The sequence below is a fragment of the Stenotrophomonas sp. JAG2 genome (assembly GCF_041080745.1).
Taxonomy (GTDB): domain Bacteria; phylum Pseudomonadota; class Gammaproteobacteria; order Xanthomonadales; family Xanthomonadaceae; genus Stenotrophomonas; species Stenotrophomonas maltophilia_AA.
This window is the reverse complement of record NZ_JBEUMH010000005.1, coordinates 89,848-113,100: the sequence shown is the minus strand read 5'-3', so window position 1 is coordinate 113,100 and position 23,253 is coordinate 89,848. Positions and strand designations below refer to the sequence as shown.

Genomic DNA, 23,253 nt, shown 5'->3' with positions numbered 1-23,253 from the left:
CGATACGACAGGTGGACGGCGGCACCACAGAACAAGGGTGGCGACCGAACAAGGGTGACGACAGAAAAAGCGTCACGACCAACGGTCGTGACCTACCGGGGATTGACGCCTTGGGCGTCAATCCTCGGGCGGCTGGCAGGAATCGCGCACGATCAGGTGCGGGCGCACGCTGGCGTGCTGCATCACGGCCTGGCCATCGGGCTGGATCAGCATCGCGGCGGCGGTCCGGCCGGTGTCGCGGGTATGCCGGCGCACCGAGGTCAGCGACGGCCACAGGCGCGAGGCCAGCGGGCTGTCGTCGTAGCCGATGATCGAGAGCTGGCGCGGGATGTTGATGCCCGCGCGCAGCGCGACCTTGTAGATACCGGCGGCCATTTCATCGTTACCGGTGAAGATGGCGGTCGGTCGCTGCTTGCCCAGCAGCAGCTTCTCGGCCGCGGCCACACCGGATTCAAAGGTGTAACCGGCCTCGACGATGCGTGCCGGCGGCAGCTCGATGCCGCGCTTGGCGAGCGCATCGATGAAGCCGGCCGTCCGCTCGTGCGCCGAGCGGTACGCGCTCGGGCCGGTCACCAGGGCGATGTCGCGGTGGCCCAGCGAGAGCAGGTAATCGGCTGCTTCGGCGGCGCCATCACGATCGTGGGTGACCACCATCTGCGAGGTATCGTCCAGCGGCAGCGAGGCGATGCGGGTGAAGCGGCAGCCGATTTCATCGAGCATGTCGACCAGCGCCTGGTCTTCGGAAGCACGCGGCACCAGGATCACACCGTGCAGCTTCTGCTGCTGCACGAAGCGGCGCACGCCGTCGATGTAGCCGGGGCTGCGTGAATCGCAGGGATGCACGACCAGCTCGAAACTGGAGCCGCGCAACGCGTCCAGCGCACCGTACTGCATGTCCACGATGTACTGCGCGGTCGGGTTGTCGTACACCATCCCGATCAGGAACGAGCGCCGGAACGCCAGCCCGCGGGCCAGCGGGTCCGGCGTGTAGCCGACCTCGCGCATCAGTGCTTCGACCTTCTCGCGCGTGTCCTTACGCACCAGCGGCGAGTTGTTGATGATGCGCGAGACGGTCTTCTTGGATACCCCGGACAGACGCGCGATGTCGTTGATCGTGGCGGCCTTGCCTTTGGTCAATCCGTGCGGCGACGGATCGGTTTTGCTGCGCAATGACATGTCGTTCAAACCGGGGATGAGTCAAGGGATTCTAGCGGGGAGCTCAATCGAGGGCGCGGTAGCGGAAATTCCGGAACTGGACCTTGCCGTCACCGGCAGCATAGAGCGCCGGCTTCAGGGCCAGGAACTTGCCCGCCACATTGTGATGGTAGCCGGAGACTTCCATCTGAACCGGGTACTTCTGCCAGGTTCTGCCGTCGGTGCTGGAGTGGATGGTGACGATGTGGCGGTTGTGGGTCACCCGCAGCCACAGCTTGCCGCCGGTGGCGCTGGGGGCAAGCCGGGTGGGGCGCTCCTCCCCGTAGCGGTGCATGATGAACTTCTCGCCGTTGCTGCCCACGCCCACGTACAGGCGGTCGCTGTAGTAGAGCAGGGCACCGCCCACCGCGCCCGGGGCGATCTCCATCTCGACCTCGAACTGGTAAGCCTTGTCGCCGGCGATGGCGGTCAGCGGCGAGCTGTCGCGGGGGGTGCTGCCCTTGCCCTGCAGCTCCATGCCCTTGCCGGTGAAGGCCAGGCGCTTGTACTCGTCCTGCGCCGGGTTGAAGAACGACCACTGCGCGCCGAGGGTCCTGCTGCGGAAGTCATCGGACAACGCCATGCCGTGCTGGCCCACCGAGGTACCCGAGGGCTTGGCGAGCGGCTGGCCGAGGTCGCCGCCCTTGGCCACGAACCAGCCATCGGCGGTCCATTCGATCGGCTCCAGCAGCGCCTGGCGGCCCAGCGTCCAGTACCCGTTCTCGTAACCGTGGTACATCATCCACCAGCGCCCGTCGGTGCCTTCGATCACCGTGGCATGGCCGCGCGACCACCACGGCTCGGCGGCCGACCGGGTGCGCATGATCGGGTTGTTCGGCGCATTCACCCACGGGCCGTGGATCGAGCGCGAGCGCGCGGTGATCACCATGTGCCCGGTCGGCGGGCCGGCGGTGCCACCCACGGCGGTGGTCATGTAGTACCAGCCATCGCGGAAGTTGATCTTCGGGCCTTCCTGCGCATAGGCCTCCACATCCCAGCTTTCCGGGTATTTCCAGCCGTCGTAGACGTGCCTGGGCGTGCCGACCACGCTCAGGCCGTCATCGGCCAGCTGCACGTAGTCGCCGCCACTGAGGAACAGGTAACGCTTGCCGTCTTCACCCACCGCGTGGCCCGGGTCGATATAGCCGCCCAGGCCGATGTCGATCGGCTCGCTCCACGGGCCCTTGATGCTGTCGGCCCAGACCACGAAGTTGCTGCGGGTCTCGCCGGTACGGGCGGGGAAATAGATGTAGTAGCGGCTGCCGTGCTTGACGATGTCCGGGGCCCAGATCGCGCCGACATTCCTGGTGATCGCGTGCCCCAGCGGCTGCCAGTTGACGAGATCGCGGGAGTGCCAGATCGGCAGGCCGGGGTAGGCATCGAACGAGGACAGGGTGAGGTAGTAGTCCTCGCCATCCTTGAGCACCGAAGGGTCCGGGCGATCACCGGCGAACACCGGATTGAGGAAAGTGCCGTTGCCCAGATCGGCCTGGCGCTGGTTCTCGATCCCGCGCTTCCAGGCGGTGGCCGGCTCGGCGGCGTGGCCGGCGCCGGCCAGCAGCAGGCAGGCGGTGGCGAAGCTCGCCAGGGTCTTCCTCAGGTGCATCGTCTCTCTCCCTTGAACGTATCGTGGGCCAGGCGCGCTCAGCGCGCCCCGGTCCCGGCAAGACGCTGTTGCCAGCGTGGGTACTCGGTGGTGATCAGGGCCTGTGGCCAGGTGCCGTACCAGTGGTAGCCGGTGCGGCGCTCGCGCGGAATCTCGTCGAACGTGGCCACGCGCTCACCCTCGCGGTTGGCCAGCAGCACGGCGCTGTCGTGCAGGTCGTGGAAGCGCCCCCACAGCAGCGGGGCGCCGGCGTCGGCGACCAGGCGGCGGTCGACCGTGGTGCGATGGAACGCGAACTGCGCCGGGGTGGTTTCGAAGGTCTCCAGCCGCCACCCGGTCAACGCATGCGCCTGGAACCACGCCATCGCGGCGTTGACCGAGGCGACCACCGCCGGCGCGGGATCCGGGATCGACATCAGGTAGCGGACCACGCCGACACTCTCGTCGGTGACCAGCGCCGGCAGTTCGAACATCCGGCCCTGCGCGGGCAGCAGGGTGGTGCGGTCGTACTGGCCGGCCCAGATCGTCGGCACGCCGTCCTGGCGCACCTGCAGTCGCAGCAGGCAGGCATCGCCGGCGGTGACGGCGGCATCCACGCGGGCACGCTGATCGGCAGTGATGAAGCCGAACGCCGGCTCGCGCTGGATGCGCCGCAGCGTGGTCAGCACGCCACGGGTGACGTCGTCAGCGAAGGTGATGTGGCCGTGGTACGCGGTGCGCGAGGGCACCGAATGCGGCCAGCCACCGCAGGTCGGGATCTGCTCGGCAAGGATGAAATCCAGGCCACGTACCGCTGCGTCGCGGTAGCGCATATCGCCGCTGCGCGCGAACGCCTCGGCCAGGTAGTCGACCTGGGTGTAGACGTTGCGGTTGTCGAAGCTGCCGCCGGGCGTGGCCTGGTCGGCCAGCACCTGTGCCTTGGCGGCATCGTCGAGGATCCGCTGCGGATCCTGGTTGACCGCCCAGCCGCCGCCATGGCGTTGCAGGGCGACCAGGTTGTCGGCAATCTGCCGGTACTGACCGGGCGACCAGCGCGGGTAGTCCGTGCCGTGCCCACTCTGCCAATGGTTGATGCCGTCCTGGAAGCCCCGCAGCGGGATGTCCTGGCCCTGCGCCATGACGGCGCAGGGCAGGGCGATCCACAGCAGGGCTGCCAGCCGCCGCACGCTTACGCGCGCAGCAGGGCGGGCAGCCACAGCGACATTTCCGGGAAGAAGGTGACGATCAACAGCACGCCCAGCGCGGCGAACCAGAACGGCCAGATCGAGCGCATGCTCTCACCGACGCTGATCTTGCCGATCGCGGTACCGATGAACAGCACCGAGCCCACCGGTGGCGTCACCAGGCCCAGGCCACCGGTCAGCACCAGCACCAGGCCGAAGTGGATCGGATCGATGCCGTAGGCCTTGGCCACGGGCAGGAAGATCGGCGTGCAGATCAGGATCATCGGCGCCAGGTCCATGAAGGTGCCCAGCAGCAACAGCATCACCACGATCATCAGCAGCACCATGAACTGGCTGTGCGCGAACGACTGCAGGAAGTTGACCGCGGCCGACGGCACTTCCAGATACGCCAGCAGCCAGCCGAACACGGCCGCGGTGGCGATCACGAACAGGATCACGCCCGTGCTGCGCGCGGCATGGGTGACCGTGCCGAGGAACTCGCGCCAGTCGAGCTGGCGGTACAGCACGGTGGTCACCAGCAGCGCGTAGACCACGGCGATCGCGGCACTCTCCACCGCGGTGAAGATGCCCGCGCGGATACCGATGAAGATCAGCGCGACCAGGCCGAGGCCGGGCAGGGCCGAGACCAGCCGCAGCAGCACCGCGCGCCAGCCCGGGAAGATCTCCACGCCGTAGCCGCGGCGGCGTGCCACGACGTAACCGGTGATCATCAGCGCGACGGTCATCAGCAGCGCCGGCACGATGCCCGCCGCGAACAGATCGGCGATGGACAGGCCACCACCGGCCGCGGCCGAGAACAAGATCAGGTTGTGCGACGGCGGCACCAGCAGCGCGACCAGCGCGGCGGTGATGCTGACGTTGACCGCGAAGTCACGGTCGTAGCCGCGCTTGACCATCTGCGGGATCATCGTGCCGCCGACCGCCGAGACGTCGGCGATGGCCGAACCGGACACACCGCCGAAGAACAGCGAGGACAGGATCGAGACCTGGCCCAGGCCACCGCGCATGCGCCCGACCAGCGAGGACGCCAGTGAGATCAGCCGTTCGGAGATGCCGCCGCGCATCATGATTTCGCCGGCGAAGATGAACAGTGGAATGGCGATCAGCGAGGCCGAACCGGTGCCGGCGGAAATCTGCTGGACCAGCACCAGCGTCGGCAGATCGAGGTACCACAGGGTGGCCAGGGCGGCGGCGGCGAGCGCGAACGCGACCGGCACGCCGAGCAGCAACAGCACCGCGAACACGGTGAAAAGAATCGTAATACCCATGACTCAGCGATCTCCCTCGGCAACGGCATCGGCCGGCCGTACGGCCAGCGCCATCTGGTTCACGGCGAAGATCGCCATCAGGGCGCCACCGATCGACAGGGGCAGGTAGTTGATGCTCTGCGGCAGGTGGGCGCCGGCGGCCTTGATGTCCAGACCGTCCATGAGCAGCACAGCTGCCCACCAGGCGATGACCACGCCCAGCACGGCCACCACCAGCGCGGCGAATACATCGACCGCGCGGCGCAGGCCCGGGCCCATGTGCGCGGCCAGCAGGAAGAAGCCGAAGTGGCGGCGGGTATGCACTCCGGTGGCCGCGCCCAGGCTCATCGCGGTGGCGAGCAGCAGCAGCGTGACCGGCTCGGTCCAGCTGGGCGAATCATTGATCACGTAGCGGGCGAACACCTGCCAGCCCTGCACCACCACCAGGCCCAGCAGGGCGATGACGGCGATGTAGATCGCCACATCGGCGATGAGGTTGAGCAGGCGCTGCGGCGCGGTGGGGGTGATGACGGTTTCGGAAGTCGAGTCGGACATCGCGTCGGGGCCTCAGGCGAAGTCGCGGATGCGACGGGTGAGGGCGGCCAGCTCCGGCTGCTGCAGGTAACGCTGCAGGAGCGGGTCGGCGGCCTTGCGGAAGGCCGGCATGTCGACCTCATTGAACGTGATGCCGAAGTCGGCGACGGCCTGGCGCGCGGTGCTTTCCGAGGCATCCCACTGCTCGCGCATCACCTGCACCGATTCACGCGCGGTCTCGATCACCAGGGTGCGGTCGGCCGGGCTCAGCGCATCGAAGCTCTGCCGCGACATCAGCAGCACGTCCGGCGCGTAGGAGTGATCACTCTGCGACCAGTAGTGCGCGGCCTCGAAATGACGGCTGGAATGGAAGCTGCGCATGTTGTTTTCCGCACCGTCGATCATGTGCGTTTCCATGCCCGAGAAGGTATCGCCCAGCGACATCGGGGTCGGGTTGGCACCGAGCAGGCGCATCAGCTGGATGAAGATGTCCGAAGACGCCACGCGCAGCTTGAGGCCGTGCAGGTCCTTGGGTTCCACGATCGGGTGCTTGGTGTTGTAGAAGCAGCGCGCGCCGGAATCGTAGATCGCCAGACCGACCAGATCACGGGTTTCAAAGCCCTGCAGCACCGTATCGGCGACGCCACCATCGAGGGCGCGGCGCATGTGCGCCACCGACTCGAACACGTACGGCAGGCACAGGCCCTGGGTCAGCGGAAACGCGTTGTTGAGCGCGCCGGAGTAGACGCGGGTGATGTCGATGGCGCCGAAGCGGGCCATGTCGATCGCCTCGGACTCACGGCCGAGCTGGCCGGAGTGGTACTGGCGCAGCCGCAGCCGGCCGCCGGTTTTTTCTTCCAGCGTCTGCCCGATCCATTTCACCGCGGTGACGGTGGGGTAATCGGCGACGTGGACGTCGGTGGCGGTTAACAGCTGCGCACCGGCCGGTGCGGCGTTGGACGACCGCGAACAGGCCGTCAGCGCGGGCGCGGCAAGCGCGCCCAGACTGGTAGCCAGGAAACTTCTGCGAGTGAACATCTGCGCCCTCCCAAGCGTGCTCGCCATGTCCGCGCGGTCAACCGGCGGCGATGGCCTTGCAGGTAATGTCGCCGTAACCGACGAAACGGATCAATGCTTCCTGGCCCACGGCGATGTCATGGATGCCGGTGGCGTTGCCACTGGCGATCAGATCACCCGCCTTCAGCGGTCGGCCACGCTGCGCCGAACGGGCCAACGCGAACGCGTAGGCAGTGCGCAGGCCGCCGGGCAGCAGGGTGGCGCCACCGGTACCGACCACCTGGCCTTCGATGCGGGTCTCCGCACGCAGGTCGGCATCGTCCAGGCGGGTCCAGTCCGCGATTTCGGTGCCCAGCACCAGGCCGTTGTTGTTGCCGAAATCCGACACCACCACGCGCGGGCCGAGTTTGTTGATCGTCGCCAGCGGGCTGCTCGCGACCTCGACGCCGATGAAGAGCCTGGCGGGCAGTGCCTCGGCTTCTTCCGGCGTCCAGTGCAGCTTGTCCGCCGGAGCGTCTTCCTGCAGCTGGATCACATACTCGGCTTCAACCGCGCCGAAGCCCCCGACGAACACCGGAATCTCGACTGTTCCACCGGTAGCATTCCAGAGCTGGCGCGCGAAGATCGGGCCCAGCAGGCGGTCATCGCCCGACCCGTCGCGGCGTTCGGCAGCGATGTAGCCGACCTTCCAGCCGACCACCTGGTCGTCCCACAGCGCGATGGCCTGGTCCTGTACCTGATAGGCGGTGACGAGGTCTTCCGGGATGGTTCCCGGGAAATCCGGCAGGGATTGGCCGTGTTGGCGGGCGCTGACGAAGTGCCGGGCGATCTCGCCCAACCCCTGGTCGGGCAGGTCCTGTTTGCCGTGGTCGTTGCTCAAGCGGGTCTCCCGGAAAAATTGTTGCACTGCCAATCGACAGCGGTTGGATGAGCTGTATATGGTAAACCGGTGTCATTGGCAATGTGCAGCGCATCAGAAGCGCTGCCGGTCAGGCACGATGCCTGTTTCCTCTACCGGAAGGACGTCCCCGGATGCACCGTTGCCTTGTGTTGCCTTCGTTGATCCTCCTGCTGCTGGCCAGCGGCCTGGCGCCTGCGGCCGAGCGCGCCGTCCCGGAGACCGAACCCGCCGCCGGCGCACCGGACCGCATTGCACTGTGGCCGGAGGGCCAGGTGCCGGGCGAATCCGGCCCGGCCACGGTCCCCCACGTGATCGAGCGCAGCACCGATCCCGCACTGCCCGACCGCTACATCGACAACGTCAGTGCGCCTTATCTCGTCGTGTACCGGCCGGCACGCCCGAACGGCAGCGCCCTGCTGGTGGTGCCCGGTGGCGGCTACCAGCGCATCGTGCTGGACAAGGAAGGCACCGCCCTGGTGCCGGCCTTCGTGGAGCAGGGCGGCGTGACCCTGTTCGTGCTGCGTTACCGGCTGCCTGCAGGCCGCAGCGATCGGCAAGCGGCACTGGCCGACGCGCAGCGCGCGATGCGGGTGATCCGCGCGGATGCCGCCCGCTGGCAGATCGATCCGGCGCGCGTCGGGGTCATGGGCTTCTCGGCCGGCGGACACGTCGCCGCGCGGCTGAGCAACGGCTTCGATGTCCCGGTCTATCCCCACCGCGATGCCATCGATGCACTCAGCGCACGCCCGGATGTCGCCCTGCTGATCTACCCGGTGATCGACATGGGCACGCATGCGCATACCGGCTCGCGTACCCGCCTGCTCGGGCCGCATGCGGATGTGGCGCTGCAGCAGCAGTTTTCGATGCAGGGTCAGGTCCGGATCGATACGCCGCCGACCTTCCTGGTGCATGCGCAGGACGACAACGTGGTCCCGGTGCACAACAGCCTGGTCTACTACCAGGCGCTGCTGCGCGCCGGTGTCTCCACCGAAATGCATCTGTTCCCGTCCGGCGGCCATGGCTTCGGCGTCCGCATCCCGGCCGGTCTGACCGTCGCGCAGTGGCCCGGGCTGGCCCTGCGCTGGATTCCTTCGCGCCATACGGAGCCTGCGCGCCATGACTGATTCCCCCGCCGATCTGCAACGGCGTCGTTTCCTGCGTGACAGCGCGCGCTATGCCGCGATGCTGGGTGCGGCCAGCCTGCCGCTGCTGCCCGCCTTCGCCGGCGTGCCCGGCCCCCGCCACGATGCCGCGCCGCTGGCACGCGTGCGCAGTGGACGCGTGCGCGGGCAGCTAGAGCAGGGCATCCACGTGTTCCGTGGCATTCCCTACGGCGCCGATACCGCCCCCCGGCGCTTCCAGCCGGCCGTGCAGGAATCGGCCTGGCGGGGCGTGCGTGATGCGCTGGCGTACGGCCATGCCGCGCCGCAGGGCGGCAGCGAAGGGCCGGGCAGCGAAGACTGCCTCTACCTCAATGTGTGGACCCCGGCGCTGCGCGATGGCGGCAAGCGCCCGATCGTGTTCTACATCCACGGCGGCGCCTACAACAACGGCTCGGGCAGCGACCCGCTGTACGACGGCAGCGCGTTGTGCCGGCGTGGCGACGTGGTCGTGGTCACGGTCAACCATCGCCTCAACGTGTTCGGCTATCTGTACCTGGCGCAGCTGGGCGATGCGCGGTTCGCCGATTCCGGCAACGTCGGCCAGCTCGATCTGGTGCAGGCGCTGCAGTGGGTCCGTCAGCATGCACACGAGTTCGGCGGCGATGCGGGCAACATCACCGTGGTGGGGCAATCCGGCGGGGGCGCGAAGATCGCCACGCTGATGGCGATGCCCGCCGCACGCGGCCTGTTCCAGCGCGCCTGGACCATGAGCGGGCAGCAGGTCACCGCTGCCGGCCCGCGTGCGGCCACCCAGCGCGCGCAGATCGCGATGCAGGCGGTCGGCGCGGCCGACGCCGAGGCGCTGCGCACGATGCCGATGGAATCACTGCTGGCCGCCACCCGTGCGCGCGACCCGTCGCGCGTGGAGAACAGCAGCCTCTACGTCGGGCCGGTGCTCGACGGGCGATCGCTGCCCGTGCATCCGTTCTGGCCGGAGGCGCCCGCGCAGTCCGCCGGGATTCCGATGGTGATCGGCAACACCCACGATGAAACCCGCGCCTTCCTCGGCAACGACCCGGCCAACTTCGCCCTCACCTGGGAGACGCTGCCGGCCAAGCTGGAGAAAGAGCAGTACGTGGACCTGCTGCCGTCGGTGGTGATCGCCGAGTACCGCCGCCTGTATCCGCAGTACACGCCGTCGGAGGTGTTCTTCGCAGCCACCACCGCGGGCCGCTCCTGGCGGGGCGCGGTGGAGGAACTGGAGGCGCGTGCGCGCCAGGGCGCACCGACCTGGGCCTATCAACTCGATTGGGGCTCGCCGCTGGACGGCGGCAGATTCGGTGCCTTCCACACGCTGGATATCCCGCTGGTGTTCGACAACACCGACCGCCCCGGTTCGCGTACCGGTGACAGTGAAGAGGCCACGCGCGTGGCGGCCACGATGAGCGATGCGTTGATCGCCTTTGCCCGCCATGGCGATCCGAATCATGGCGCACTGCCACGCTGGCAGACCTATTCGCTCGCCCGCCGCGAAACGATGGTGTTCGATGCCACCTCGCAGCAGGCCGACGACCCGCGCGGTGGCGAGCGCCGTCTCTATCAGCAGGCCCCCTTCATTCAACGAGGCACGTTCTGATGCGCCGTTCGTCCTGGCTGCTCGGCAGCGCGCTGTTCGGCCTGATCAGTGCGGCGCAGGCCGCGGTCGACCCGGCGGTACTGGATCGACCCGCACCGACGCCGATCCGGGCCAGCAAGATCGTGCTGGTCGGCGATTCCACGACCGCCGTGCAGGGCGGCTGGGGCCCGGCGTTCTGCGCGCGGCACGTAACCTCGTTCCTGACCTGCACCAACCTGGCCCGCGGCGGCCGCAGCACCTACAACTACCGTGCCGAAGGCTCGTGGACGCTGGCCGAGGCGGAGATGCGCACGCCCGGCTATGCCACCACCTGGGTGCTGGTCCAGTTCGGCCACAACGACCAGCCCGGCAAGCCGGGTCGCTCCACCGACCTGCAGCGCGAGTTCCCCGACAACCTGCGCCGCTACGTGCGCGAGATCCGTGCCGCCGGTGCGCAACCGGTCCTGCTGACCCCGTTGACCCGCCGCCAGTTCGCCGATGGCGTGTTGATCGATGACCTGGCGCCGTGGGCCGAGGCGGTGCGGACGGTGGCGCGCGAGATGGAGGTACCGCTGGTCGATCTGCACGCGCGCAGCCGTGCGGTGGTGCAGGCGCTGGGGCCGGTCGCTGCCATGCCGCTGGCACAGGCGGCCGCCACACCGGCGCAGGTCAGCGCGGCGCTGGGCGGTACCACCGTGGGTGCGGCGCCCGTGGCGGGCGCACCCGTCGCGCAGAACAACGCGGTCGCCGAGCCGATGGGGCAGGCCAAGCTCGCTTTCGATTACACCCACCTCGGCCCCGACGGCGCGGCGCTGTTCGCCACGCTGGTGACCGAGGAACTGGCCCGGCAGGTCCCGTCGTTGCGGCCGCTGCTGATCCCCTGATCGATAGGCGAACGCGAAGATTTCTTTCGAATGGATTACTACGTCGGCGATCGTGGGTCGATTGGATGTGATTCAGGTCAAACACGCTGTTCACCAGAATCGCCTAGACTCGAGGCATGCAAGACCAATGCAACCCGTTTCCGCCGTTCCATGGTCGTGATCGATTGATCGCTGCGGTCGACCATGCCGTCCAGCACGAGCACGCGCACCAGATCGCCGCCACGCTGCGGGCGGCGTTGCGCGAAGCAATCGCCGACAGCCGCATCCAGCTGCCGGCCTGCGTGCACCACCCGATCGAGGATCACTACGCTCGCCGCGAGCTGTACCGCAGCCCGGTGCACGGCTACAGCATCGTCGCGATGAGCTGGGGACCGGGCCAGGGCACGCCGCTGCACGACCACAGCGGGTTGTGGTGCGTGGAGGGGGTCTGGCTGGGCCAGCTGGAGATCACCCAGTACCAGCTGCTGGAGCGCGACGGCGAGCGCTTCCGTTTCCGCCCGGAGCCGCCCGTGCTGGGCGACTGCGGCAGTGCCGGCAGCCTGATCCCGCCGCACGAGTACCATACCCTCCGCAATACCAGCGATGACGACCTGGCGATCTCGGTGCACGTCTACCAGGGCGAGATGACCCGCAGCGCGATCTTCGAGCCCGAGGCCGACGGCTGGTACCAGCGCCGCGTGCAGGTGATGGAAACCGACGCGGCCTAGCCCTCCGCTCGACCGGGCGGCGGCGTGGCGCGCATCATGCGCGTTCCACCCGTTCCCGATGTTCCGCCATGCCCACGCTGCCGTTCCAACAGGTCAATGTCTTCAGCCAGGATCCACTGCGCGGCAATCCGCTGGCCGTGGTGCTGGAGGCCGAAGGCATCGACGACACGCGGATGGCCGCATTCGCACGCTGGACCAACCTGAGCGAAACCACCTTCCTGCTCCCGCCGACCGATCCCCGGGCGGACTACCGCGTGCGCATCTTCACCACGCTGGAAGAGCTGCCGTTCGCCGGGCATCCCACCCTGGGCAGCTGCCATGCCTGGCTGTCGCATGGCGGCGTGCCGAAGGACGAGGACATCGTGCAGGAGTGCGGGATCGGCCTGGTACGCATCCGGCGCAGCGAGACGGGCCTGGCCTTCCTGGCGCCGCCGCTGCTGCGGGGCGAGGCGTTGACGCCGGACCTGCGCGAGCGCGTCCGGCGCGGCCTGGGCGTGGCGACGGAGGACGTCGTGGATGCGCGCTGGGCGGACAACGGCACCGGCTGGCTCGCGCTGCGGCTGCGCGATCGTGCAGCGGTGCTGGCGGTCCAGCCGGACTATGCGCGGCTGGAAGGCCTGAAGGTCGGTGTGTTCGGACCGTGGCAGCCCAGCGATGGCGAGGAGGCCCAGTACGAGAGCCGCGCCTTCATCGCGGGCGATGGCGCGCCGGAGGACCCGGCCACGGGCAGCCTCAATGCGGGCATCGCGCGCTGGCTGCTGGCCACCGGCGAAGCGCCGGACCGCTATGTGATCAGCCAGGGCACGGCGATCGGCCGCGCCGGGCGGTTGCAGGTGGAGCGCGTAGGCGATGCGCTGTGGATCGGCGGCGACTGCGTGACCTGCATCGAGGGGCAGGTCACGCTGTGAGCCAAGGCGGCCATGCCTGGCATGGTGCTACCGGTCCAGCGTCACCACGTTGTTGCGCTGGGTCACCTCGGCTGCGCCGTCGGCCTGCATGACGCGCACCTGCCAGCCGTTGCGGTTACCGGCCGGCAACGGCAGGCGCACGGTGGCGGTCTTCGGCACCAGATCGCTCGGCGCGGCCAGGCCCGGAATCTCCACCCGGGCCAGCTCACGGCCCTTGGCATCTTCCAGCACCGCCACGCCCACACCGGTGGCGACATGGCCCAGGCTGTGCACGGTCACCTGCACCTGGCCGTCCTCCACGCGCACATCGCCCCGCCCGATGCCGAGGTCGGCACGCTGTTCGACCGGTGTCCCGGCCTGCACCAGCTCGAACTCGAACACCTGGCTCTGGCCCGGCGCGAAGCGCAGCGTGGTGGAGGCACTGCGTTCCAGGGTGAGATCACGCGTGGTGGCCTTGCCGTCGATTCTGTCATCGCCGTCGCGGTCCACGCCGCTGGTCATCCGCCACTGTCCGGCGGTGACATTCCAGGTGCTCATCTCCGCGTCCACCGCGTGCCTGCCCAGGTTGTAGGCGATCACCTTGAAGCGGTCCGGCGAGGGCGCATGCACCAGCAGCGCGACCTGCTCGGCCGCGTCCGGCTGGGCGAAGCGCCAGCTCACGGTGTGGCCCGGCCAGCTCTGGTTGCGTTTCAGCGCGATGCCGCCCAAGCGCGCACGCTGCAGGAATTCGCTGGGCGCTTCGACACGGTCGGACCACCAATGACCCTCGGTGTTCATGTATTCGCGCTGCGCCTTGGCCTGGATGCCGTCGGCGTGCAGGGCTTCCAGGTATTTCTTGTCGCCGGTGGCCTGCCATGCCATCAGGCTGGCGAAGCCGGTGCTGCCACCGTCGGCATCACTGATGAAACGCGGGTTCCACTCGGCACCGCGGCCCAGGGCCTCGACATAGTTCTCGCCCAGGTTGGACAGCGCCCCCGGGCCACCGCGCTCGACGCGGTAATCCAATGCCTTGAGGTACTTGTCATCGCCGGTCCAGCGCCATGCCGCCCAGAAGGTATGCATGATGTCGCCGCTGCCCGAGCCGTTGTTGAGCTCACCGCCGCGGGTCTTGCCGGTGGCCCAGTGGATCTCGTTCGGCAGCGCCCAGCGGCCCTTGTCGTCGGTGTAGGCGTGGGCGAGGTAGCCATCGGCCAGACCGGTGACCAGCTTGCGACCGGTCGGGTCGGCGTTGTACTGGCCCATCAGGAAGGCCGGGTGCAGCACCGGGAAGGAATACGGCTTCTGCCATTGCCAGTTCGGTTCGCGGTAGACCTTGTTGCCGCCGAACCAGTTGCTGGAGAACAGCAGGTGCCCCTGCGGGTTGGGCAGGATGATGCGTTCGTCGAAGGCCTTCACCGTTTCCATCAGGCGCTCGATGGTGAGCGGATCGCCCCAGTTGAGGTAGAGCATCGCGCTGTTGGTATTGATGCCCTCCTCGTAGGAATGCAGCTCATCGGTTTCGATCGTGCTCAGGCCGTTACTGAACATGCCATTGCGGTAGACCGCATCGGACAGCGCGGTCAGCGAGGCATTGAGCTTGTCCGGCTGCACGCCCATCAGCGCCAGGCCCGGCCACTGCTGGGTCAGGTCGGAGTCGTCGGAGATGCCGCCACCGAAGTCGCCATAGGCGATCTGGCGGTTGTCGATCCACCAGTCGATGAAGCGGCGCACGTACTTGAGGTCTTCGGTCTGCGCGAACGCCCACTGCGGCACGCCCTTGGGGGCCTGCGGCGGGGTGAACGGCGGTTTGCCCTGGCTGTTGTAGCTGATGTAGTTCCAGTACAGCCGGCCGAGTTCGTGGTCCGGATCGACCCGCAGCAGGTCGCTGAGATCGGCGTACACGCGCGCGTACAGGCGCTGGCGTTTGGACGTGGTGTGCTCTTCGACCAGGAAGCCCCAGTTGTCGCGGACCTGGTTGAAGCGATCGGCGAGATGCTCTTTCTTCGCCTCCTCGCGATCCTTGTAGACCATGCGGATCTCGGCACCGTCCAACGAAGTGGCGTTGAAGCCGGGGGCGGCCGAGGCGATGGAGATCCACAGGCTGTCGGCGGTGAGGATGCGGTCGCGCAGGTCCAGCCACAGGGTGCGCTTCTGGCCCGGCTTGACCGAGACCGACACGTCGATCATGTCGCGCGCCGGCCAGATCGGATCCTTGATGCGGATGTTGAGCGGGATCAGGCCGTCCTGCGTGGCCGGCAGATTGAGCGCGGGCAGATCGATCGCCACGCCATCCAGGCCGTCATGCATGTTCTCCCAGCTGTGCGCCCAGCTGCGGATCAGTGGCTGCGCGGCCGGCGCGTCGCTCACGCCGGAGGGAATCAGCACGTGCACGATCGGCAGCGGCTGCGCGGGCAGCGTGTCGGCCGTGCGCTTGCGTGAGCCGGCGCCCTTGGGCAGCGCCATCACCGTGCTGCGTTCGGCCGCCGGGTAGCGACCGTCGATGTACGCGCGCAGTGCCGCGATGTTGGTGTAGTCCGGCAGCGCCTGGCTGTCGATCAGGTAGCGCTGCTTGACCGTGCCTTCCGACTCGGCCGCATCGCTGACCTGGTAGGCCCAGATTTCCTGGATCGGGGTTTCCTGCGCCGTGTTGCGGAAGTGCAGCACGCCGCCCGCCTGCGCGGGAATCGCGTTGACGCTGCGGACGACGCCCTGCGGACGCTCGAACAGCGTCTGCGCCGGCTGGCCATCCACGCTGTGGCTGAGCCCGCCGAAGGCGGCGCCGCGCACTTCGATGCGGTTGACGGTCTCACCGGCCGGCAGGGTCAGGTCGAGCTGCTGGCCGCCGTCGACATAGGTGTTCCAGTCTGGCAGCTGGAAATAATCATTGCGCCCCGGCAGGCGCGAGCGGTTGTAGACGCCCGGCCAGGTCGTTTCGGCGATGCCGTCGGTGGCCTTCCACATCCACTGCTTGTGGTCCTTGGTATCGGCGAACTCGACCTTGCGGATCGTGGTGGTCGGTGCGGTCAACGCCGGCGGCGGGGCAGCGTCCCAGCCGTGGCGATGGCGCCAAGCACGCATCGCGTCCGGCCCGGCGACGGCGGTGGTGGGGGCGGCATTGCGGGCCAGTGCGGCCATGCCGGCCGGATCAAGCAGGCGGTCGTAGACGCGGATCTCGTCGAAATCGCTGCCGCGCAGGAAGTTGTAGCGGCTCTGCACCTGGTAGGGCGCCATCACGCGCGCGGCCAGGCCGAGCTGGTCGAGCGCGGCGTCGTAGTCGGCCGTGGTCTCCTGGCGGGCGACCTCCCTGCCGTCCACGTAGAGGCGCACGCCGTGGTTTTCGTCCCAGCCGAAGGCGATGTGCTGCCACTGCTGCGGCGAGGGGTTCTTATCGAGTTTGAACGACACGCGCGTACGCGCCAGGTTGGCATCGGTGACGAAGGCATCGAAGCCGTGGCCGTTCCAGTCGATGCGCAACCAGGCCATGTCCCAGCTGCTGTGGTCGGCGTAGCCGACCCGGAAGATCACAAACGGCGCTTCACCCACCGCGTAGCGCGCGCGCCAGAAGAAGCCGAGCGTGCCGCGTTGTGCCTGGATGTTGCCCGGTGCATTCCACGACAGCACGCCGTCGTCGGCCCATTCGATGGCGCTGCCATGTGCCCCGTTCGGCACCCGTTTCACCTTGTCCACGAAGTTCGGGACCGGGTCGCCCGCGGCGGTGTCGGCCTGCAGGCCCTGGTTGGCCGACACGTGGAACAGCAGCTGCGGCGCCGTCTGCGCCCAGGCGGTGCCACTGCCCGCGAGCAGCAGCACCAGCAGGCTGGCGGACAGGCGGGAGGGGCGGATCGAGGCGGCGACAACGCGATGCATGAGACCTTCCTTTCGACAGCAGAAACAGTACAGCGGAACCAGCAGCGGGGGTCAGCCGCTCACGGTGGCCTTCCGCCCCGGCACCGCGCCCGCCATCCCGGAGAGAAGGACGGGGACGGGCCCGATGGCGGTGGCGGAAGACGCAGCACGGTCAGAACTTGTAGCGCAGGCCGAGGTAGTACTGGCGGCCGGTGTGGGTGTAGCGGTCCGGCAGCGACAGCGCCGAATCGACATAGCGCTCATCGGCGGTGTCGAGCAGGTTGATCGCCTCGAAGGTCAGCGAGAGATTCTTGTTGACCTTGTAGGACATGTTGAAATCCACGTTCTCCACGCTGTACTTGCCCTGCACATCGGCGGTGGCGAACGGATTGCCGTCCAGGTCCCACACGTTCTCCTGCGAGAGGATGGTGCTGATGTACGCATCGCGGTAGCTGGTGGAGACACGGGCGCTGAAGCGGCCGTCGTCGTAGTACAGCGTGGCGTTGTACGAGTTCGGCGAGAGGTTCAGCAGGTCGTTCTCGGTGTACGTGGTGACGATCGTGCTACCGGTGCCGGAGCTGAACATGTATTTGATCTTGGACTCGACGTGCGTGTAGTTGAGCTGCACGCCGAAGTTGCGCCAGAAACCGGGCAGGAAGCTGAAAGGCTGCTGGTAGGACACTTCGTAGCCCTTGAGCGGGCCGCCCGGGGTGTTGAAGTAGCTCTGCACGTTGAACACGGTGTCCGGGCTGAAGCCGGTCGGCAGCAGGTCCAGCGAATACCCCATGTCCGCCCAGGTGGTGAGCAGGCGGGTACGCTGGACGTAGCTCTCGATGTCCTTGTAGAACAGCGCCGCCGACAGCAGCGCGCCTTCGTCGAAGTACCACTCCGCGCTCAGGTCGTAGTTGGTCGAGCGGAACGGGTCCAGCTTGGGGTTGCCCAGGTTGATCGAGTAGCTGCGGTCGTCATCGAAGTACGCGGTGGGACCACCGCTGACACTGGGCGACAGGTTGGACAGGGTGGGGCGGGCCATGGTCTTGGCCGCGCCGAAGCGCAGCACGAAGGTATCGCTCAGGTCCCAGGCCAGGTTCAACGAGGGCAGCCAGTCGTCGTACTTGTGGCCGACCCGCGTGCCGACCTGCAGGCGCTCGCCGGGATCGGCGGTGGCGCTGGCCACCCCGAAGAACGGTTCGCAGGCCGAGGACAGATCGGTCGCGTTGGTGGCGGTACACGGCGCATAGCCATCGGCGGTGATGCGGGTCTGCACGTAGCGCACGCCGAGGTTGCCGCGGAACGCGCGGCCCAGCAGGTCGGTGTTGAAGTCCAGCTGCAGGTAGCTGCCGTAGCTCTTCTCGTTGACGTCGAAGTTGTTGTTGGACGCACCGAAATGGCCGACGCTGGCCAGGCGGTAGTCGCCGCCCAGCGCACCGGTGTCGCAGTTGCAGTAGATGTCCAGCAGCTTGGCGATCTGGTTGAAGTCCGGCACCAGCCAAGCGTTGGGCAGGTTGCCGTCCATGCCCTTGCCGAAGCCGCTCAGCGTATCGCTCAGGTCCCCCACGGTCACACCGCCCGGCAGTGCCTGCGACAGGCGCCCGTAGCTGATGTTGCGGTACTCCTGCGTGCTCATGTCGTAGTCCTTGTAGGCCAGACCGCCGCGCAGGGTGAAGGTGGGATTGATGTCGAAGGTCAGGTCGACCTTGGCCGTGTCGAAGGCGTTGTCGACGTACTGCGGGTTCAAGCGCACTTCGCTGATGTTGCCGCCGCGCGCGGTGCCGTTGGCATTGACCGGGGTGCTGCCGTAGCCCAGCCACTTCCAGTTGTCGACCGCATTGAGATCGAACGGGAAAGACATCGCCGGCACCTTGCCGTTGCGCATGTCCAGCACGAAGCCATCCAGGTTGCTGTTGTCGAAGCTGACCATCGAGAAGACCGGCCGCTCGTAGTTGGACTCGGAATGGCCGACCACGGCATCCAGGCGCACCGCATCGTTGAAGCGGTGTTCCAGGTTCAGGCTGAACTGCTTGAACTCGGTGCTCTCTTCGATCGCGGTGGATTCGGTGCGGAAGTCGACGTTGTCGAACACACCGTAGGTGAGGCGGTTCTGCTCATCGGCCTGCGCCTCGCGTACCACGATCTGGGTCTTGCCGCCGTACTGCGCGGTGCGGTGCAGGTTGGCGCCGATGGAGTCTTCGCGGACGTTCTTGTCGAGCTTGGAATACAGCATGTCCAGGTTCAACTGCGTGTCGTCGCTGACCTTGAACTGCAGCGCGCCGGTGACGCCCAGGCGCTCGATCTCGTGCTCGGTGCGGATGTAGCGCGGATAGCGCGGAATCCACGCGTTGGTCGCGGTCTCATAGGCGGCGATGTTCCCGGCGGTCGCCGCGGGGCGATCCAGGCCGGGGCCGCAGTGGGTCGCATCGATGCCGTAGCTGCCCCAGCCGTTGCTGCGCGCCTGGTTGGCGGCGCTGCCGACACCGGCAGCGGTTTCATTGGCGAGCGGATTGCGCGGGGTCTGCGGGTCGTAGCCGGCCGGGCTGCAGAAGCCGTAGGTGCCGTTGTTGGCCGCGGTGCTCTGATTGGAGTTGCGGTAGTTGCCGTGCTCCCAGCGGACCGGGTTGTAGCCTTCTTCGAAGATGGTGCGCTTGCTGTAGGCCACCGACATCAGCGCGCCGACCCGGCCATCGGCCCAGGTGTTGCTGATCAGGCCGGAGATGCGCGGGTCCTTGTTCCTGGACAGCTCGTTGTAGCCGTACTGGCCACCGAGCGAGGCCTGGAAGCCCTCGAAATCGAACGGGCGCGAGCCGCGCAGATCGACCGTGGCGCCCAGCGAACCCTCGTCGGTCTGCGCCGACTGGGTCTTGTTGATCTTGACCCGGCTGAACAGCTCCGAGGCGAAGGTGTTGAAGTCGAAGCCGCGGCTGCGGTTGACCCCGGTGGTGCCGCTGCCTGCCGTGGACAGCGCTTCCAGACCGTTGATGCGCACGCGGGTGAAGTCCGAGCCCAGGCCGCGTACCGAGATCTGCTGGCCTTCGCCGCCTTCGCGGTCGATCGAGACGCCAGCGATGCGCTGCATCGACTCGGCCAGGTTCAGATCAGGGAACTTGCCGATGTCCTCGGCGTAGATCGCATCGACCTGCTCGACGCTGTAGCGCTTTTCATCCAGCGACTGCTGCAGGCTTTCGCGGTAGGTCGCTTTGACTTCGACCTTGTCCAGATCCACCGCGTTGAGCGCGGCAGCCTGTTCGGGTGTCTGCTGGGCAGCGGCGATGCCGGCCGCGCCCTGCAGCGCGAAGGCGATCGAAACCGCGAGTAAGGTAACCGGTGTCTTCCTACGGATGTCCTGTCGTTCCATCGTGTGTAAGCCCCTCCCAGGGTTCGCCGCCATGCGACCGTGATGTTGATGAGTCATGACGTCCGGCCTCCTCCGGAGCGTCCATCGCGCGTGGCCGCGGTGACACCGCTGGTCATCCGAAACGTAGCAAACCCTTCACGCGGCGGCATCTTGCGCCGCAGCAGCGTGTGCATGTGTTGGCGAGGGTCGGGGATGGCAACGATGGCGTCGCGCGCGCAGCCGGCGGCGTGATCGCTCACGCCGCCGGTGGGTAGTGCCGTTGAATCAGAACTTGTAGCGCACGCCGAGCAGGAACTGGCGGCCGGTTTCGGTGTACTGCAGCGGCAGCTGACCGGTCGCCGGCGAGTAGACCCACTCGTCGGAGGCTTCGTTGGTCAGGTTGATGCCTTCCAGGCTCAGCTCGAGCTGATCGCTGATCGTGTAGCGGATCGACGCATCGAGGACCGTGGTGCCGGTCATGCCGTGGTAGCCATCGATGTTGAAGCCGGTTTCGGTACCCGGTGCCTGGGTCAGGTAGTCATCGCGGTTGGTCGCCGAGACGCGGCCGGAGAAGACCTTCCCTTCATAGAACAGGGTGGCGTTCCAGGACGACTTGGACAGACCGGTCAGGTCGGTCTTCATCACCGGCTGGCCGGCGGCGTTGAGGTACTGGATCTGCGATTCCACCCAGGTGTAGTTCAACTGCACGCCGAGATTGGACCACTTGCCCGGCAGGAAGGTGAAGGGCTGGGTGTAGTTGGCTTCCACGCCGTGCAGTTCGCCACCGGGGGTATTGACCGGTCGGCTGTAGGTGAAGTCATCGGCCGGCGAGGCACCGGTGCCGATCAGCAGCGAGGCGGGCAGGCCGCTGTCGGAGTACGGACGCACTTCGCGGGTGGTCTGCACGAAGCTCTCGATGTCCTTGTAGAACAGGCCGATGCCGGCCATCGCGCCTTCGGCGAAGTACCACTCGAAGCCGAGGTCGACGTTGGTCGCGCGGATCGGTTCCAGGTCCGGGTTGCCGCTGGAGATGGTGCGTGCACCACCGGCCACGGCCACCGTGGCGCCAGGCGTCAGGCTGCCCAGGCCCGGGCGGCTCATCACCTTGGCCGCGCCGAGGCGGATCAGGAAGTCCGGGGTGACTTCCGCCACCAGGTTGAACGAGGGCAGGGTGTCGTTGTAGGTGCGGTTCTCCGTGGTGGAGACCGTACCGGTGGCCAGTGTGGACAGGCCGGTGGAGCTCTGCTTGGTGCGCACGTAACGCACGCCCACGTTGCCCGACAACGGCAGCGCGCCGATCTCGGTGGAGAACTCGCCCATCAGGTAGGCGCCGCGGTCCTTTTCTTCGACGCTGCGGACGTTGTTGGCGCGCGGGGCGACGGCGAAGATGCCGCTGTTGCTGTAGATGTCGAACTGATCGGCGATCGCGTTCAGATCCGGCACCACCCAGTTGGACGGGCTGCCGTTGATGCCCTCCAGGCCGGCCTGCTCGGTCATGTCCACCGGCACGATCTTGGTGCCGTCGGCGAAGTTGGGCACGGCCAGTTCGCTGGCGCGGCGCAGTTCGGTGGTCTTGAAGGTGTAGTCCTTGGCGAGCACGCCGCCCTTCAGGCGGAAGCCGGGGCTGATGTTCCAGTTGAAGTCGATCTGGCCGGTATCGAAGTCATTGTCCACGTACTGCGGACGCAGGCGAATTTCCGCCAGTTCCCAGCCCGCGGGGTTGGTCGGGTCGATGCCGTAGTTCAGCGTCGGGAACCGGCTGTTGCCCCGGTAGTCGTAGCTGTAATTGTCGACGTCGTACTTGTCCATGATGATCGTGGTCTGGACCGGGTTCTCGTGCTTGGAGCGCGAGATGCCGACCTTGCCGGACAAGGTGAAATCATCACCGAAGCGGTGCTGGCCGTTCAGGCTGAGCTGCTTGAACTCGGTGCTCCACTCGTCATGGCGGTTTTCGGTGCGGATATCGACATTGTCGAACTCGCCGTAGACCAGTGCGTTGTTCTCGATCACGCCGTTCTTGACGATCATCGCCGGCTTGCCGACCAGGCGCGGCGTGGTGCTGGTGCCACGGCTGAAGGAAATCGCCTCGATGTAGTGCTCGTCGCGGGTGGCGTCGATCTTCGAGTACAGCGCGTCCAGCGAGATCTCGGTGGCGTCGCTCGGCTTCCACTGCAGGGTGCCGGTCACGCCCAGGCGCTTCTGCTCATGCTCCATCTGCACATAGCGCGGGAAGCGCGGGTGGTAGACGTCGGCCGAGCGCGCGGCGGCGAACGGCGAGGCGGCGTTGAAGTTGCCGTTGCTCGGGCCGTTGGCCCAGCGGCCGGTGTTGGAGCCTTCTTCCAGCGCCTGGCGCTCGGAGTAGGCAACCGACAGCAACGCACCGAAGGTGCCGTCGGCAAAGGTATTGGAGATCAGCGCGGCCATGCGCGGGTCGGCTTTCTCGGCCATCGCGTTGTAGCCGGCCTGGCCGCTGGCGGCAAAGGTGAAGCCGTCATAGTCGAACGGGCGCGCGGTGCGCAGGTCGACCGTGGCACCCAGCGAGCCTTCCTCGACGTCCGCCGAGGCGGTCTTGCGCACCATCAACTGCGAGAACAGGTCCGAGGCGAACACGTTGAAGTCGAAGCCACGGCCGCGGTTGGTACCGCCGCTCTGGTCGCCGGCGCCGACGGTGGTCAGCGCTTCCATGCCGTTGATGCGCACGCGGGTGAAATCCGGGCCCAGGCCGCGCACCGAGATGTTGCGGCCTTCGCCGGCTTCGCGGGTGATGACCACGCCGGGGATGCGCTGCAGCGACTCTGCCAGGTTCAGATCCGGGAACTTGCCGATATCCTCGGCGACGATGGCGTCGACCACGCCGGCTTCGCCACGCTTGATGTCCAGCGCCTTCTCGACACTGGCGCGGTAGCCGGTGACGGTGACGGTATCCAGCTCTGTGGGGTTGGTGGTGCCCGCATCCTGGGCCAGCGCGGTACCACTCAGCGCCAGGCCGATCGACAATGCGAGCAGGGTAACCGGTGTCTTTTTCTGCGTGTTCTGGACTTGCATGTTTTCCCTCTCCCAAGGTGCTACATGAAACAGCTATCCAACGACATGTCAGTGCAATGACACCGCTGGTCAGGGCGGACGTTAACAGCCCGTTACTGATCCGGCATCTTGCACCGCAGCAGACTTTCAATGTCCCGCAGACGCTTGCAGGA

The 23,253-nt window shown here is 67.3% G+C and carries 15 protein-coding genes; 5 read left to right on the top strand and 10 right to left on the bottom strand.

Annotation, left to right across the window (positions count from 1 at the left end):
* Positions 1–117 precede the first annotated feature (117 nt).
* Genes AB9O74_RS07965 through AB9O74_RS07935 form a run of 7 tightly spaced genes read right to left on the bottom strand, consistent with a single transcriptional unit; the run spans position 118 to position 7,662 of the window.
* The gene (locus tag AB9O74_RS07965; RefSeq protein WP_121044030.1) at positions 118–1,176 is read right to left on the bottom strand and encodes a LacI family DNA-binding transcriptional regulator; all 1,059 of its coding nucleotides are present in this window, start codon (positions 1,174–1,176) and stop codon (positions 118–120) included.
* A 43-nt stretch (positions 1,177–1,219) separates the two neighbouring features.
* Positions 1,220–2,800, bottom strand: coding sequence for a family 43 glycosylhydrolase (locus AB9O74_RS07960; protein WP_369348975.1), 1,581 nt, complete (start codon positions 2,798–2,800; stop codon positions 1,220–1,222).
* Positions 2,801–2,838: 38 nt separating this feature from the next.
* Positions 2,839–3,996, bottom strand: a complete 1,158-nt coding sequence (gene pelA / locus AB9O74_RS07955; RefSeq protein ID WP_369348974.1) for a pectate lyase — start codon at positions 3,994–3,996, stop codon at positions 2,839–2,841.
* A complete protein-coding gene (locus AB9O74_RS07950) occupies positions 3,969–5,252 on the bottom strand; it encodes a TRAP transporter large permease (RefSeq protein ID WP_369348973.1) in 1,284 nt (427 codons plus the stop codon). The genes pelA and AB9O74_RS07950 overlap by 28 nt, the downstream gene beginning before the upstream one ends.
* A gap of 3 nt (positions 5,253–5,255) precedes the next feature.
* Positions 5,256–5,786, bottom strand: coding sequence for a TRAP transporter small permease (locus AB9O74_RS07945; RefSeq protein ID WP_176990784.1), 531 nt, complete (start codon positions 5,784–5,786; stop codon positions 5,256–5,258).
* A 12-nt stretch (positions 5,787–5,798) separates the two neighbouring features.
* Positions 5,799–6,803 (bottom strand): TRAP transporter substrate-binding protein, encoded by a 1,005-nt coding sequence (locus tag AB9O74_RS07940; protein ID WP_176990783.1) that lies wholly within the window; start codon positions 6,801–6,803, stop codon positions 5,799–5,801.
* 37 nt (positions 6,804–6,840) lie between these two features.
* Positions 6,841–7,662 (bottom strand): 2-keto-4-pentenoate hydratase, encoded by an 822-nt coding sequence (locus tag AB9O74_RS07935; protein WP_176990782.1) that lies wholly within the window; start codon positions 7,660–7,662, stop codon positions 6,841–6,843.
* Between the two features lie 152 nt (positions 7,663–7,814).
* Between AB9O74_RS07935 and AB9O74_RS07930 the strand changes: the two genes are divergently transcribed.
* The 5 genes from AB9O74_RS07930 to AB9O74_RS07910 all read left to right on the top strand — a co-directional run bounded on the left by AB9O74_RS07930 (position 7,815) and on the right by AB9O74_RS07910 (position 12,900).
* Positions 7,815–8,807 carry an alpha/beta hydrolase gene (locus tag AB9O74_RS07930; RefSeq protein WP_369348972.1) on the top strand — a complete coding sequence of 331 codons (993 nt, stop codon included), beginning with the start codon at positions 7,815–7,817 and terminating at the stop codon, positions 8,805–8,807.
* Positions 8,800–10,422, top strand: a complete 1,623-nt coding sequence (locus tag AB9O74_RS07925; RefSeq protein ID WP_369348971.1) for a carboxylesterase/lipase family protein — start codon at positions 8,800–8,802, stop codon at positions 10,420–10,422. Before AB9O74_RS07930 ends, AB9O74_RS07925 begins: the two co-directional genes overlap by 8 nt.
* A complete protein-coding gene (locus AB9O74_RS07920; RefSeq protein ID WP_369348970.1) occupies positions 10,422–11,285 on the top strand; it encodes a rhamnogalacturonan acetylesterase in 864 nt (287 codons plus the stop codon). The genes AB9O74_RS07925 and AB9O74_RS07920 overlap by 1 nt, the downstream gene beginning before the upstream one ends.
* 116 nt (positions 11,286–11,401) lie before the next feature.
* Positions 11,402–11,992 carry a cysteine dioxygenase family protein gene (locus AB9O74_RS07915; RefSeq protein WP_176990778.1) on the top strand — a complete coding sequence of 197 codons (591 nt, stop codon included), beginning with the start codon at positions 11,402–11,404 and terminating at the stop codon, positions 11,990–11,992.
* 68 nt (positions 11,993–12,060) lie between these two features.
* Positions 12,061–12,900, top strand: a complete 840-nt coding sequence (locus AB9O74_RS07910; protein ID WP_369348969.1) for a PhzF family phenazine biosynthesis protein — start codon at positions 12,061–12,063, stop codon at positions 12,898–12,900.
* A gap of 27 nt (positions 12,901–12,927) precedes the next feature.
* Here AB9O74_RS07910 and AB9O74_RS07905 read toward each other — a convergent pair whose 3' ends face one another.
* From AB9O74_RS07905 to AB9O74_RS07895, 3 genes are all read right to left on the bottom strand, one after another.
* Entirely contained in the window at positions 12,928–16,746 is a 3,819-nt protein-coding gene (locus AB9O74_RS07905; RefSeq protein ID WP_369348968.1) for a LamG-like jellyroll fold domain-containing protein, read from the bottom strand.
* Positions 16,747–16,897: 151 nt separating this feature from the next.
* A complete protein-coding gene (locus AB9O74_RS07900) occupies positions 16,898–20,077 on the bottom strand; it encodes a TonB-dependent receptor (RefSeq protein ID WP_369348967.1) in 3,180 nt (1,059 codons plus the stop codon).
* Between the two features lie 264 nt (positions 20,078–20,341).
* Entirely contained in the window at positions 20,342–23,101 is a 2,760-nt protein-coding gene (locus AB9O74_RS07895) for a TonB-dependent receptor (protein WP_369348966.1), read from the bottom strand.
* Between the last annotated feature and the right edge of the window lie 152 nt (positions 23,102–23,253).